The following is a 13,584-nucleotide window of genomic DNA, read 5'->3' on the forward strand; positions in this document are numbered from 1 at the left end:
CCTTGGGCATTCGCGCATTCCTCGACAAGATCGAGCACAACTTCGAGAAGGGCGGCAAGTACGAGAAGTGGTACGCCCTCTACGAAGCCATCGACACCTTCCTTTATCGTCCCGGCAGCGTTACCCGGACCACCGCCCACGTGCGTGACGGCATCGACCTCAAGCGCATGATGATCACCGTCTGGGTCTGCACCTTCCCGGCGATGTTCTTCGGCATGTGGAACACCGGCTACCAGGCCAACCTGATCTTCGCGCAGAATCCCGAGCTGCTTGCAGCCCAGGATGGCTGGCGCTTCGCGCTGATCGGCTCGCTGGCAGGGTTCGATCCGAACAGCCTGTGGGACAACTTCATCCAGGGCGCTGCCTACTTCCTGCCGATCTACGCGGTGACCTTCATCGTCGGCGGGTTCTGGGAAGTGCTGTTCGCCTCCATCCGCCGGCATGAGGTCAACGAAGGTTTCTTCGTTACCTCGGTACTGTTCGCGCTGATCGTGCCACCGAGCATCCCGCTGTGGCAGGTCGCACTGGGCATCAGCTTCGGCGTGGTGCTGGGCAAGGAAGTCTTCGGCGGTACCGGCAAGAACTTCCTCAACCCGGCACTGACCGGCCGTGCCTTCCTGTTCTTCGCCTACCCCGCGCAGCTCTCCGGTGATGCGGTCTGGACCGCGGTTGACGGCTATGCCGGCGCCACTGCCCTGAGCCTTACCGCGGCGGGTGGTATCGACGGCGTATTGGCGCAGGGCATCAGCTGGATGGACGCCTTCATCGGCACCATTCACGGTTCCATCGGTGAGACCAGTACGCTGGCGATCTTCATTGGCGGCGCGGTGCTGCTGCTGACCAAGATTGCTTCCTGGCGCATCGTGGCCGGCGTGATGATCGGCATGGTCGCCCTGAGCACCTTGTTCAATCAGATCGGCTCGGACAGCAACCCGATGTTCTCCATGCCCTGGTACTGGCACATGGTCACTGGCGGCTTCGCCTTCGGCATGATCTTCATGGCCACCGACCCGGTGTCGGCGTCGATGACCAATACCGGCAAGTGGATTTTCGGCGCGCTGATCGGCGTCATGGTGGTGCTGATTCGGGTGGTCAACCCGGCGTTCCCCGAGGGCATGATGCTGGCGATCCTGTTCGCCAACCTCTGTGCCCCGCTGATCGACCACTTCGTCATCCAGGCCAACATCAAGCGGAGGCTGGCGCGCAATGTCTAGTCAAAAAGAATCCACCGCTCGCACTTTGACGGTGGCCCTGCTGGTCTGCCTGGTGTGCTCGGTGTTCGTCGCCGGTGCGGCGGTCGCGCTGCGCCCGACCCAGGTCGAGAACCGTCAGCTGGACAAGCAGCGCAGCATCCTGGCCATCGCCGGCCTGGGTGAGGCGGGCATGTCCGCCAGCCAGGTCAAGAAGCTCTACGCCGAGCGCATCACCGCACGTCTGGTCGATCTCGAGACCGGTACCTACAGCGATGCGCACGATCCGCAGACCTTCGATCCGGTGCTGGCCGCCAAGGACCCGAAACTGTCCGATTCGCTTCCCGGCGCCCAGGACATCGCTTCGATCAAGCGTCGTGAGCGCTACAGCGTGGTCTATCTGGTCGAGAACGACGGCCAGATCGATACCGTGGTGCTGCCGATTCGTGGCTATGGCCTGTGGTCGACCCTGTACGGCTTCATGGCGCTGGAGGGCGATCTGAATACCGTGGCGGGTCTGGGTTTCTACCAGCATGGCGAGACCCCGGGTCTGGGCGGCGAGGTGGATAACCCGAAGTGGCGTGGCCTGTGGCCGGGCAAGGAACTTTTCGATGACAACGGCAAATTGTCGGTGGATATCGTCAAGGGTAACGTCGATCCGCAAAGCCCGAACGCCGAGCATCAGGTCGATGGTCTGGCCGGTGCGACCCTGACCAGCAATGGCGTGGAAAACCTCGTCCGCTTCTGGATGGGTGAAAACGGTTTCGGTCCCTTCATAGCCAAAATGCGCGCAGGGGAGGCTTGATCATGGCTCAGCCAGGCATTCGGGAAGTTCTGCTCAACCCGATCTTCAACAACAACCCCATTGGCCTGCAGATCCTCGGGATCTGCTCGGCGCTGGCGGTAACCTCCAACCTCAAGACCGCGCTGGTGATGTCCATCGCGCTGACGCTGGTGACCGGGTTCTCCAACCTGTTCATCTCGATGATTCGCAGTCAGATCCCCAGCTCGATCCGCATGATCGTGCAGATGGTCATCATCGCTTCGCTGGTGATCGTGGTGGACCAGGTGCTCAAGGCCTTTGCCTACTCGCTGTCCAAACAGCTGTCGGTATTCGTCGGCCTGATCATCACCAACTGCATCGTCATGGGGCGCGCTGAAGCCTTCGCCATGCAGAACCCGCCGGTGCTGTCGTTCTTCGATGGCATCGGCAACGGTCTGGGCTACAGCGCCATGCTGATCGCGCTCGGGTTCATCCGTGAACTGTTCGGTGCGGGCAAGCTGATGGGCTACGAGATTCTGCCTGTGATCAATGATGGTGGCTGGTACCTGCCCAACGGCATGCTGCTGCTGCCGCCTTCGGCGTTCTTCCTCATTGGTTTGTTCATCTGGGGCCTGCGCGCCTGGAAGAAGGAGCAGGTCGAGAAGCCGGCCTTCAAGATGGCGCCGCAGGTTTCTAACAAGGAGGCCTACTGATGGAACATTACGTAAGCCTGTTCGTGCGTGCCGTGTTCGTCGAGAACATGGCGCTGGCGTTCTTCCTCGGCATGTGTACGTTCATCGCCATCTCGAAGAAGGTCGAAACCGCCATCGGCCTGGGCATCGCGGTCATCGTGGTGCAGACCATCACCGTGCCGGCCAACAACCTGATCTACGCCTACCTGCTCAAACCGGGCGCGTTGGCATGGGCCGGGCTGCCGGAGGTGGACCTGTCCTTCCTCGGGCTGCTGAGCTATATCGGGGTCATCGCGGCCATCGTGCAGATCCTCGAGATGCTTCTCGACAAGTACGTGCCGGCGCTCTACAACGCGCTCGGCGTGTTCCTGCCGCTGATCACGGTGAACTGCGCCATCATGGGCGGCACCCTGTTCATGGTCGAGCGCGACTACAACCTGGCGGAAAGTACCGTCTATGGCGTTGGCTCGGGCCTGTCCTGGGCGCTGGCCATCGCACTGCTGGCCGGTATCCGCGAGAAGCTCAAGTACAGTGACGTACCCGAAGGCCTGCAGGGGCTGGGCATCACTTTCATCACCATCGGACTGATGTCGCTGGGCTTCATGTCTTTCTCCGGCGTGCAGCTGTAAGGACGGGATGAACAGATGAATTACGAAATCCTACTGGCCATCGGCATGTTCACCGCCATCGTGCTGGCACTGGTGCTGATCATCCTGATCGCGCGCGCCAAGCTGGTTTCCAGCGGCGACGTGACCATCGAGATCAATGGCGAACGCACCATCACGGTTCCGGCTGGCGGCAAGCTGCTGCAGACGCTGGCATCGAACAACATTTTCCTGTCTTCGGCCTGCGGTGGCGGCGGTACCTGCGCCCAGTGCAAGTGTGTGGTCGAGAGCGGCGGCGGCGAGATGCTGCCGACCGAGGAGTCGCACTTCACCCGTCGCGAGGCGGGCGAGGGCTGGCGTCTTTCCTGCCAGACCCCGGTCAAGCAGGACATGAAGATCGAGGTTCCCGAGGAAGTCTTCGGGGTGAAGAAGTGGGAGTGCACGGTGGAGTCCAACCCCAACGTGGCCACCTTCATCAAGGAGCTGACCCTCAGGCTGCCCGAAGGCGAGAACGTCGACTTCCGTGCTGGCGGTTATGTGCAGCTGGAATGCCCGCCGCACACCGTCAACTACAAGGACTTCGACATCCAGCCGGAATATCGCGGCGACTGGGACAAGTTCAACATGTGGCGCTACGTGTCCAAGGTCGACGAAGACGTGATCCGCGCCTATTCCATGGCGAACTATCCCGAAGAGCGCGGGTTGGTGAAGTTCAACATCCGTATCGCCTCGCCACCGCCGGGCCGCGACGATATCCCGGCCGGCAAGATGTCGTCCTACGTCTTCAGCCTCAAGCCGGGCGACAAGATCACCGTGTACGGACCCTTCGGCGAGTTCTTCGCCAAGGACACCGACAACGAGATGGTCTTCATCGGTGGTGGTGCCGGCATGGCGCCGATGCGTTCGCACATCTTCGACCAGCTCAAGCGCCTCAAGTCGACGCGCAAGATGACCTTCTGGTACGGCGCGCGCTCGCTGCGCGAAGCCTTCTACGTCGAGGAGTACGACCAGCTGCAGGCGGAGAACGAGAACTTCCAGTGGCATCTGGCGCTCTCCGACCCGCAGCCTGAGGACAACTGGGAAGGCCCGACCGGGTTCATCCACAACGTGCTCTACGAGAACTACCTCAAGGACCATCCGGCGCCGGAGGATTGCGAGTACTACATGTGCGGTCCGCCCATGATGAACGCCTCGGTGATCAAGATGCTGCTGGACCTGGGTGTGGAGCCGGAGAACATCCTGCTCGACGACTTTGGCGGCTAGCATGCTGCATCGCCGCTATCTGCAGCCCGTCATCGCTGTCGCCCTGGCGACAGCCCTGGCGGGCTGTCCGTTTCAGGATCAGGTGGAAGGCTTTACCGGGCCGACCATGGGCAGTACCTATTCGGTCAAGTACGTGCGTGGCTCCGGCGTTCCCGAGCCGGCCGTGCTGCAGGCGCAGACCGAGGCGATTCTCGCTGACCTGGATGCCCAGCTGTCGACCTGGCGCAGCGACTCCGCTGTCGAGCGCTTCAACGCGCTGCCTGCAGGCAGTTGCCAGAAGATGCCGGCGGATCTGCTCGAACTGGTCGCGGCCGGTGCGTTGCTGTCGGTGGAAAGCGAGGGTGCGCTGGATCTGACGCTCGAACCGCTGCTCAATCTCTGGGGCTTCGGTCCGCAGAGTCGGGGGGAACGCGTCCCCAGTGCCGAGGAGATTGCCGAGGCGCGCGAGCGCACCGGCCTGCGTCACCTGCGTGCGCGCAATGGTGAGCTGTGTAAGGAAGTGGCGCTGCAGCTGGATTTCAACAGCATCGCCGCCGGCCACGCGGTGGACCGCGTGGTGGACCATCTCAAGCAGCAGGGCGTGCGCAGCTACCTGGTGGAAATCACCGGCGAGCTCAAGGCCGAGGGGCGCAAGCCGGACGGCGAGCACTGGCGGATCGCCATCGAGGCGCCGCTCGAAGGCCAGCGTGCGGCCCAGCGGGTGCTTGAGCTGGACGGCCTGTCGGTCTCCACTTCGGGCGACTATCGCAACTACTTCGAGCGCGATGGCCGGCGTTTCTCGCACACCCTCGACCCGCGTACCGGCGCGCCGATCGAGCACAACCTGGCAGCGGTGACGGTGGTCGATCCGTCGGCACTTCGCGCCGACGGCCTGTCTACCGTATTGATGGTGATGGGGCCCGAGCGCGGCTTCGAATTCGCCCAGGCGCAATCGATAGCCGCATTCTTCGTCGTCCGCGAGGATGGCGGTTTTGCAAGCAGAAGCACCGATGCCTTCATTGCATTGTTCGGTGCAGGAGATGGCAAATGACCTGGCTGCTGGTTTTTCTCGTCATGCTGCTGGTGGTTGGCGGCATGGCGATTGGCGTGATCATGGGGCGCAAGCCGATTGCCGGTTCTTGTGGCGGCATCGCCAACCTGGGCATCGAGAAGGAGTGCTCGATCTGCGGGGGTGATCGCAACAAGTGCGAGGAGGTCAACGCCGACGACGGCGCCGAGCCCTCCCTTGGCTACGACGCGACCAAACGCTAATGGCGTTGCGCCGCCGCCAGGCCTAGTCTTGGCGCCAACGATGGCATGATCCATGCGAGCGCGAGCCTGCGTGGGGTTGACGGTGGGTCGATGCCCGCCGGACAGGGCGCGATGGTCGCGTCCACGGCAGTTCTGAAGGAGTGAGCATGGCGGTCTACAACTACGACGTGGTGGTGCTTGGGTCGGGCCCGGCGGGCGAGGGGGCGGCGATGAACGCGGCCAAGGCCGGACGCAAGGTCGCCATGGTCGACAACCGGGCCCTGGTCGGCGGCAACTGCACCCACCTGGGGACCATCCCGTCGAAGGCCTTGCGTCACTCCGTTCGCCAGATCATGCAATACAACACCAATCCGCTGTTCCGCCTGATCGGTGAGCCGCGCTGGTTTTCCTTCCCCGATGTGCTCAAGAGCGCCGAGCGGGTCATCGGCAAGCAGGTCAGTTCGCGCACCGGCTATTACGCCCGCAACCGCATCGACACCTTCTTCGGTACCGCAAGCTTCTCCGACGAGAACACCGTCGAAGTGGTCTGCCTCAACGGCATGCTGGAAAAACTGGTGGCCAAGCAGGTGGTCATCGCTACCGGCTCGCGGCCCTATCGACCGGCCGACGTCGACTTCAGCCACCCGCGGGTCTACGACAGCGACACCATTCTCAATATCAGCCATACCCCGCGCCGACTGATCATCTACGGCGCCGGCGTGATCGGTTGCGAGTACGCCTCGATCTTCAGCGGCCTGGGCGTGCTGGTCGATCTGATCAACAACCGCGATCAGCTGCTCAGCTTCCTCGACGACGAGATTTCCGACGCGCTCAGTTATCACCTGCGCAACAACAACGTGATCATTCGTCATAACGAGGAATACGAGCGCATCGAGGGCATCGAGCACGGCGTGGTGCTGCACCTGAAGTCGGGCAAGAAGATCAAGGCCGATGCGCTGCTCTGGTGCAACGGGCGGACCGGCAATACCGACCAGCTGGGACTGGAAAACATCGGCCTGAAGGCCAATGCGCGTGGCCAGATCGAGGTCGATGAGCACTATCGCACCGAAGTGGGCAACATCTACGCCGCAGGCGACGTAATCGGCTGGCCGAGCCTGGCCAGTGCCGCCTACGACCAGGGCCGTTCGGCGGCGGGCAGCATCGTCGAGAACGGCAGCTGGCGCTTCGTCGACGACGTGCCGACCGGCATCTACACCATTCCGGAGATCAGCTCGATCGGCAAGACCGAGGTGGAGCTGACCCAGGCGAAGATTCCCTACGAGGTCGGCAAGGCCTTCTTCAAGGGCATGGCGCGTGCGCAGATCGCGGTAGAACCGGTGGGCATGCTGAAGCTTCTGTTCCACCGCGAGACGCTGGAGATCCTCGGCGTGCACTGCTTCGGCTACCAGGCGTCGGAGATCGTCCACATCGGCCAGGCGATCATGAACCAGAAGGGCGAGGCGAACAGCATCAAGTATTTCGTCAATACCACCTTCAACTACCCGACCATGGCCGAGGCCTATCGAGTGGCGGCGTTCGACGGGCTCAACCGGCTTTTTTGAGCGGCTCCGGTGCCTGGCCGGACAGGCTCGGAGCGGCGTTTGCGCCTGTCCCAGGGGGCTGGCCGAACCGGGAGAGTTTGTAGCTCACAGACCGTTCTGATTAGCGTTGGGCTTGTTGGCTGGGGGCTGTGGTGCTTAGTCCCATGGACAGGTGGTTTGATACTGTCTGTTTCGCCCTGCTGGGCGAGTTCCTTTTGGCATTGCCCCAAAAGGAACCAAAAACGCTAGCCCCGTTATCCCGCCCGGCTTTGCCGGGTTCCTTCGCTCCGTCGCCGCTCCGAGGGGCCGGCGTATAAGGGCCGTCCCTGGCCCTCTACGCCTTTCGCCGCATCCATGCGGCTCACTCCTCTACACGACGACTCCACTCAGCGGGACAAAAGGGGCGATCGGAGTGACCCGAACGTTGCGTGTTCCAGGTGTGGCGCCCACGCAGGAGCGTGGGCGATATCGGGATGCTGTGATTCAGCGGTCTTTCAGGCGACTCGGTGCCCTGACCCCGTTACAGAAGGCCGAGTGGAGGTGTTGTGCAGGGGGTGAGCGGCCATGGACGGCCGCGCAAGGCGGAGTTGGGCCATGGATGGTCCATCTTCGCCGGCCCCTGGAGCGACGCCGTAGGGAGGGGAGTCTGGTTGCGTAGCGGCCAGACCCGGATGTTGGGGCGCGCTTTCTCTTTGGTTACTTTCTCTTTACGCGGGTAAAGAGAAAGTGACTCGCCCGGGTGGGCGAAACCAGTAGTGCCAGAACACTCAGGAATCAGCTCAGCCCCAAGGCCTCATGCAGCTGAACGGGGAGAAACGCGCATGGCGAGCGAGTTAGCCTGAGCGACTGACTCGAAGCAAAACTTCAATGCCCCGGCGAACCCCCGCTAATCGCCTCCGGCGGCAACGGCCGGGTCAGGAACATCGCCAGCATGCTCAGCGCCAGCATGATTCCCACGGCGTGGAAGGCATCGTTGTAGGCCATGATGCTGGCCTGCTGGTGCACGCTGCGGCTGAGTTCGGCCAGGGCCGCCTGTTCACTACCGAGTTTCTCGGCCAGCAATGCCAGACGTTCGGCGACCTGCGGGTTGCTCGGTACGATCGCCTCGCGCAGGTAGTCGAAGTAGACCTTGGCGCGGCTGTCGAGCAGGGTGGCGAGCAGGGCGATGCCGATGGCGCCGCCGAGATTGCGCAGGATGTTGAACAGGCTCGAGGCTGAGCCTGCGTCCTCGGGTACCAGGTAGGCGGTGGCGATCAGCGAGAGGGTCACCATCACCAGCGGCTGGCCGAGGGCGCGGATGATCTGGATGAGGTGGAACTGCTCGCCGGCAAAGTCCGGATTGAGGGCGCCGGAGGCGAAGCTGGCGAAACCGAATACGCCGAAGCCGATGGCACACAGCACCTTGGGCGAGATGTGTCGCATCAGTCGTGGCACCAGTGGAATGATGAACAGCTGCGGAATGCCCGCCCACATGATCACCTCGCCGATCTGCATTGCGTTGTAGCCATGGATCTGGGCCAGATACAGCGGCAGCAGGTAGATCGAGCCGTACAGGGCCATGCCCAGGCCGATACTGCCGATGCTGGACAGACCGAAGTTGCGATTGCGCAGGATGCCCAGATTGATCAGCGGATTGCTGCGCGACAGCTGGACGATAACGAAGGTGATCAGGCTGACGGCGGCGACACTGCCAAGCCCGGCGATCAGCGGCGATTCCAGCCAGTCCTTGCGGTGGCCTTCCTCGAGAAATACCTGCAGACAACCCAGGCCGACGCCCAGGGTGAGGATGCCGGTGTAGTCGGTGTTGCGTAGCAGCGACCAGTTGGATGGCTTCTTTTCCAGTCCGTAGAGCAGGCCGGCGATCATCACCAGGCCCACCGGCAGGTTGATGTAGAAGATGTACTCCCAACCGAAGTTCTCCGTCAGCCAGCCGCCCAGGGTCGGCCCGATGGAGGGGGCGAAGGTAGCTGTGATGGCGAACAGGGCCATGCCCTTGGCGCGGTGGTGCGCCGGCAGCTTGATCAGGGTCAGGGTGAAGGCCAGCGGGATCAGCGCGCCGCCGGTGAAGCCCTGCAGCGCGCGGAACACGATCATGCTCTCCAGGTTCCAGGCCATCGAGCACAGCAGCGAGGCGATCAGGAAGCCGACCGAGACCCACAGCGCAAGGCGTCTGGCCGAGAGCAGCTGCACCAGCCAGGCGGTCAGCGGGATCATGATGATCTCGGCGACCAGGTAGGAAGTGGAAATCCACGAGCCTTCTTCCAGGGTGGCCGAGAGGGCGCCCTGGATGTCCTTGAGCGAGGCATTGGTGATCTGGATGTCGAGCACCGCCATGAACGCACCGAGCATCGCCGAGAGCACGGCAATCCAGTCGCGCCGACTCGGTTCGTCGGTCGGGCGGATCAGCGCATCGCCGGCCGCGCTCATTCGCCTGTCCGCAGATCGACCTTGACCAGCACCGACATCCCCGGACGAATCAGCCCGGCGAGCGGGTTGTCGGCCGGGATGCTCAGCCTGACCGGAATGCGCTGCACCACCTTGGTGAAATTGCCGGTGGCGTTGTCCGGCGGCAGCAGGCTGAACTGCGCTCCCGAAGCCGCGAACAGGCTGTCGACGCGGGCCTCGATGGGCGTGTCGGGGAAGCTGTCGAAAACCAGTTCGGCGCGCTGGCCTGGCCGCATCCTGCCGATCTGGGTTTCCTTGAAGTTGGCCTGCACCCACAGATCCTGCTCGGGCACCAGCGCCAGCAGGTGGGTGCCGGGCTCGACCACCTGACCGGCGCGGGCGGTGCGTTGGCCTACCAGGCCTGCGCTGGGGGCGAGGATGCGTGTGCGGGCAAGGTTCAGCTCGGCCTGGGCAATGTCGCTGCGAGCGGTCTGCAGCTGCGCCTCGAGGCTGGCGATCTCTGCATCCAGGGTGTGCACCTGCTGGCGCTGCGCGCGCAAGTCGGCAGCGGCCTTGTTCAGTTGCGAGACCGCGACATGCTCATCGGCCGCCAGGCTGGTGACCCGCTCCTCCGACACGTAGCCGGGCTTGCGCAGGGTGGTCGCGCGCTTCAGGTCCAGGCGCACTCGCGCAAGGGATGCCTGGGCCGAGGCGACTTCCGCTTCGCTGGCCTGGATCAGGCTGGATTGTTGGGCGGCACGACTGCGTGCCTGGGCCAGTTCGGCTTCGCGGGTGGCCAGGCTGGCCTGGGCGCGCTCGAGCGCCAGGCGAAAGTCCTCGGCCTCCAGCGTGACCAGCAGATCGCCTTTGGCCACCCGCTGGTTGTCACGCACCGCGACTGATTCGATTCGCGCCCCTAGCTGGCTGGCAACTCGGGTTATGTCGCCCTGCACGTAGGCATTGTCGGTGCTCTGGATGAAGCGACCCTCGAGCAGCCAGTGGAGGAAAAAGCCGCCGGCAATCAGCAGGACCAGAAGCAGAAAGACCGACAGGCGACGCTTGAGGGGGGAGGACATGATTGGATGCTCGGACTGCGGGCAGGCGCACGAATCTAACAATGTTGCGACGGCACAAGTAGAGGGTAGACTTCACAAACTTTGTTGCGTTGAGGGAACAGTCATGGGTCTGGATGATGCGCTGATCTTTACCCGGGTTGTCGAGTGCCACAGTTTTACCCAGGCGGCCCAGATGCTGGGCATGCAGAAATCCACCGTCAGTCGGCGCATCGCCCTGCTCGAGGAGCGGCTTGGCGTACGCCTGCTCAATCGCACCACCCGCAAACTGCGCCTGACCGAGGTGGGCAGTGCCTATTACGAGCGTTGTCGACAGATCATGCTCGACTTCGCCGAGGCCGAGCAGGCGGTGATGCAACTGCAGCAGGTGCCCTCGGGGCTGTTGCGCATCACTGCGCCGATCGAATTCGGGCAACTGTTGCTGGGGCGGGTCATCGGCGCCTTCATGCGCCTGCATCCGCAGATCACCGTCGAGGCCGAGCTGACCTCGCGCGGGGTCGATCCAGTGGAGGAGGGGGTCGACATCGTCATCCGCGTCGGCCAGCCGCAGGACTCCACGCTGATTGCGCGCAAGCTGCTGGAGACTACCCGTCATCTCTGCGCCAGTCCCCAGTACCTGGCCGAGCACGGTCGGCCGACGCGGGTCGAGGAGCTGGCCGGCCATCGTGCCATCCTGCTGCCGCAGGATCCGCCGCGGCACTGGCCGCTGGCCGGGCACAGTCTGCCGTGCCAGCGGGTGTTGTCCTGCAACAACATTACCCTGGCACGTGAGGCGGCGATTGCCGGCGCCGGTATCGCCGTGCTGCCGCGGATGATCGTCGACGCGGCGGTGCAGTCGGGTGAGCTGATCGAACTGTTGCCGGACGCACAGTTGCCGATTGGCGAAATCTACGCGGTCTACCCCTCGCGGCGCTTCCAGGCGATGAAGGTCAAGGCGTTCCTCGACTTTCTCATCGCCCATCTGCCGGTCGAGGACGGTCGTCTGCTGGAGCCCGCCGTCATGCGCCTGATAACATCGCGCCCCTGACTGCGGGCCCCTGTGTTTTGCCCGCCGATTCGATCGATCTGCCGAGAGCCTTCATGAGCAAAGTCCGCACCCGCATCGCGCCGTCGCCTACCGGTGATCCCCACGTCGGCACTGCCTACATCGCGCTGTTCAACCTGTGCTTTGCACGTCAGCACGGCGGCGAGTTCATCCTGCGCATCGAGGACACCGACCAGTTGCGCTCCACCCGCGAGTCGGAGCAGCAGATCTTCGACGCGCTGCGCTGGCTGGGTATCGAGTGGAACGAGGGCCCGGATGTCGGCGGTCCGCACGGTCCGTACCGGCAGAGCGAACGAGGCCACATCTACAAGAAATATTCGGACGAGCTGGTCGCCAAGGGCCATGCGTTTCCCTGTTTCTGCAGTGCCGAGCGCCTGGACGAAGTGCGCGCCGCACAGATGGCGAACAAGGAAACCCCGCGCTACGACGGGCATTGCATGCACATGGACCCCGCCGAGGCACAGCGGCGTGTCGCTGCCGGCGAGTCCCACGTGATCCGCATGAAGGTGCCCAGCGAGGGCGTCTGCGTGGTGCCTGACCTGCTGCGGGGTGACGTCGAGATTCCCTGGGATCGGATGGACATGCAGGTGCTGATGAAGGCTGACGGCCTGCCGACCTACTTCCTTGCCAACGTGGTTGACGATCACCTGATGGAGATCAGCCACGTGCTGCGCGGCGAGGAGTGGCTGCCGTCAGCGCCCAAGCTGATCAAGCTCTATGAGTACTTCGGCTGGGAGCAGCCCAAACTGGTCTACATGCCGTTGCTGCGCAATCCGGACAAGAGCAAGCTGTCCAAGCGCAAGAACCCGACCAGCATCACCTTCTACGAGCGCATGGGTTTCCTGCCGCAGGCGATGCTCAACTACCTCGGTCGCATGGGTTGGTCCATGCCGGACGAGCGCGAGAAATTCTCCCTGGACGAGATGATCGAGCACTTCGACATCACGCGTGTCTCCCTGGGTGGGCCGATCTTCGATCTGGAAAAGCTCTCCTGGCTCAACGGTCAGTGGATGCGCGAGCTGTCGGTCGAGCAGTTCGCCGCCGCAGCGCAGCAATGGGCGTTCAACAGCGACTACCTGATGCAGATCGCCCCCCTGGTGCAGGGCAGGGTGGAAACCTTCAGCCAGATCGCGCCGCTGGCGTCGTTCTTCTTCGCGGGAGCGGTGCCGCTGGACGCCGCCCTGTTCGCCCACAAGAAGCTTGCGCCTGATCAGGTGCGCCAGTTGCTGCAATTGATCCTGTGGAAGCTCGAGGCGCTGCGCCAGTGGGAAAAGGAGCGCATCACCGAGTGCATCCAGGCGGTCGTCGAACACCTGGAACTCAAGCTGCGTGATGCTATGCCGCTGATGTTTGCAGCGATTACCGGGCAGGCCAGCTCGGTCTCGGTGCTCGATGCGATGCAGATCCTTGGCCCGGATCTGACCCGCTTCCGCCTGCGTCAGGCGCTGGAGCTGCTGGGCGGGGTATCGAAGAAGGAAAACAAGGAGTGGGAGAAGCTGCTCGCCCAGATCCCCGCATGACGCTTTCGATAAGTGTTTGTTCTAACGATGAAAAAAGCTGAAGGTGCGGCGCAATAATTTGTTGACAGCCTACCGGGCCGCACCTAATATGCGCCCCGTCCTCGAGATGGGGCTATAGCTCAGCTGGGAGAGCGCTTGCATGGCATGCAAGAGGTCGACGGTTCGATCCCGTCTAGCTCCACCAATCTCGATGCGCCGCGGAAGTTCTCATGAGCTTCGCTTTTGAAGGTTTCGTCCCCTTCGTCTAGTGGCCTAGGACACCGCCCTTTCACGGCGG

Annotated in this window: 12 protein-coding genes and 1 tRNA gene; 11 read left to right on the top strand and 2 right to left on the bottom strand. The window is 63.1% G+C overall.

The genetic code is table 11. The features are described from left to right. The first annotated feature begins 2 nt into the window (after nt 1–2). From DBO85_RS08330 to sthA, 8 genes are all read left to right on the top strand, one after another. Nucleotides 3–1,214: an NADH:ubiquinone reductase (Na(+)-transporting) subunit B gene (locus DBO85_RS08330; protein ID WP_108106799.1), complete on the top strand. Its 1,212-nt coding sequence runs from the start codon at nt 3–5 to the stop codon at nt 1,212–1,214. Next, complete coding sequence (locus DBO85_RS08335; protein WP_108106800.1) at nt 1,207–1,995, top strand: Na(+)-translocating NADH-quinone reductase subunit C; 789 nt, start codon at nt 1,207–1,209, stop codon at nt 1,993–1,995. Before DBO85_RS08330 ends, DBO85_RS08335 begins: the two co-directional genes overlap by 8 nt. Beyond that, nucleotides 1,992–2,666 carry an NADH:ubiquinone reductase (Na(+)-transporting) subunit D gene (locus DBO85_RS08340; protein WP_177429750.1) on the top strand — a complete coding sequence of 225 codons (675 nt, stop codon included), beginning with the start codon at nt 1,992–1,994 and terminating at the stop codon, nt 2,664–2,666. The genes DBO85_RS08335 and DBO85_RS08340 overlap by 4 nt, the downstream gene beginning before the upstream one ends. Continuing rightward, a complete protein-coding gene (gene nqrE, locus DBO85_RS08345; protein ID WP_108106802.1) occupies nt 2,666–3,274 on the top strand; it encodes an NADH:ubiquinone reductase (Na(+)-transporting) subunit E in 609 nt (202 codons plus the stop codon). Before DBO85_RS08340 ends, nqrE begins: the two co-directional genes overlap by 1 nt. A 15-nt stretch (nt 3,275–3,289) precedes the next feature. Next, complete coding sequence (gene nqrF, locus DBO85_RS08350) at nt 3,290–4,513, top strand: NADH:ubiquinone reductase (Na(+)-transporting) subunit F (protein WP_108106803.1); 1,224 nt, start codon at nt 3,290–3,292, stop codon at nt 4,511–4,513. 106 nt (nt 4,514–4,619) lie between these two features. Next, nucleotides 4,620–5,543 carry an FAD:protein FMN transferase gene (locus DBO85_RS08355; protein WP_108106818.1) on the top strand — a complete coding sequence of 308 codons (924 nt, stop codon included), beginning with the start codon at nt 4,620–4,622 and terminating at the stop codon, nt 5,541–5,543. Beyond that, nucleotides 5,540–5,764, top strand: coding sequence for a (Na+)-NQR maturation NqrM (gene nqrM / locus DBO85_RS08360; RefSeq protein WP_108106804.1), 225 nt, complete (start codon nt 5,540–5,542; stop codon nt 5,762–5,764). The genes DBO85_RS08355 and nqrM overlap by 4 nt, the downstream gene beginning before the upstream one ends. Before the next feature lie 146 nt (nt 5,765–5,910). Next, nucleotides 5,911–7,305 (top strand): Si-specific NAD(P)(+) transhydrogenase, encoded by a 1,395-nt coding sequence (sthA, locus tag DBO85_RS08365; protein ID WP_108106805.1) that lies wholly within the window; start codon nt 5,911–5,913, stop codon nt 7,303–7,305. Between the two features lie 843 nt (nt 7,306–8,148). Here the strand turns inward: sthA and DBO85_RS08370 are convergent. Beyond that, nucleotides 8,149–9,645, bottom strand: a complete 1,497-nt coding sequence (locus DBO85_RS08370; RefSeq protein WP_177429753.1) for a DHA2 family efflux MFS transporter permease subunit — start codon at nt 9,643–9,645, stop codon at nt 8,149–8,151. A gap of 62 nt (nt 9,646–9,707) precedes the next feature. Beyond that, nucleotides 9,708–10,745, bottom strand: a complete 1,038-nt coding sequence (locus tag DBO85_RS08375; RefSeq protein ID WP_108106807.1) for an HlyD family secretion protein — start codon at nt 10,743–10,745, stop codon at nt 9,708–9,710. Between the two features lie 103 nt (nt 10,746–10,848). Between DBO85_RS08375 and DBO85_RS08380 the strand changes: the two genes are divergently transcribed. From DBO85_RS08380 to DBO85_RS08390, 3 genes are all read left to right on the top strand, one after another. After that, nucleotides 10,849–11,769 (top strand): LysR family transcriptional regulator, encoded by a 921-nt coding sequence (locus DBO85_RS08380; RefSeq protein WP_108106808.1) that lies wholly within the window; start codon nt 10,849–10,851, stop codon nt 11,767–11,769. Nucleotides 11,770–11,822: 53 nt separating this feature from the next. Next, nucleotides 11,823–13,307, top strand: a complete 1,485-nt coding sequence (gltX, locus tag DBO85_RS08385; RefSeq protein ID WP_108106809.1) for a glutamate--tRNA ligase — start codon at nt 11,823–11,825, stop codon at nt 13,305–13,307. A 108-nt stretch (nt 13,308–13,415) separates the two neighbouring features. After that, a tRNA-Ala gene (locus DBO85_RS08390) sits at nt 13,416–13,491 on the top strand. Nucleotides 13,492–13,584: the final 93 nt, after the last annotated feature.

Origin of the sequence: Pseudomonas mangrovi (assembly GCF_003052585.1) — a bacterium.
GTDB classification, from domain to species: domain Bacteria; phylum Pseudomonadota; class Gammaproteobacteria; order Pseudomonadales; family Pseudomonadaceae; genus Aquipseudomonas; species Aquipseudomonas mangrovi.

Bases quoted from the DNA above. Each gene is read 5' to 3' on its own strand.
- DBO85_RS08355 (WP_108106818.1), top strand. From the start codon at position 4,620: ATGGGCAGTACCTATTCGGTCAAGTACGTGCGTGGCTCCGGCGTTCCC.
- gltX (WP_108106809.1), top strand. From the start codon at position 11,823: ATGAGCAAAGTCCGCACCCGCATCGCGCCGTCGCCTACCGGTGATCCC.
- DBO85_RS08335 (WP_108106800.1), top strand. From the start codon at position 1,207: ATGTCTAGTCAAAAAGAATCCACCGCTCGCACTTTGACGGTGGCCCTG.
- DBO85_RS08375 (WP_108106807.1), bottom strand. From the start codon at position 10,745: ATGTCCTCCCCCCTCAAGCGTCGCCTGTCGGTCTTTCTGCTTCTGGTC.
- nqrM (WP_108106804.1), top strand. From the start codon at position 5,540: ATGACCTGGCTGCTGGTTTTTCTCGTCATGCTGCTGGTGGTTGGCGGC.
- nqrE (WP_108106802.1), top strand. From the start codon at position 2,666: ATGGAACATTACGTAAGCCTGTTCGTGCGTGCCGTGTTCGTCGAGAAC.
- nqrF (WP_108106803.1), top strand. From the start codon at position 3,290: ATGAATTACGAAATCCTACTGGCCATCGGCATGTTCACCGCCATCGTG.
- sthA (WP_108106805.1), top strand. From the start codon at position 5,911: ATGGCGGTCTACAACTACGACGTGGTGGTGCTTGGGTCGGGCCCGGCG.
- DBO85_RS08380 (WP_108106808.1), top strand. From the start codon at position 10,849: ATGGGTCTGGATGATGCGCTGATCTTTACCCGGGTTGTCGAGTGCCAC.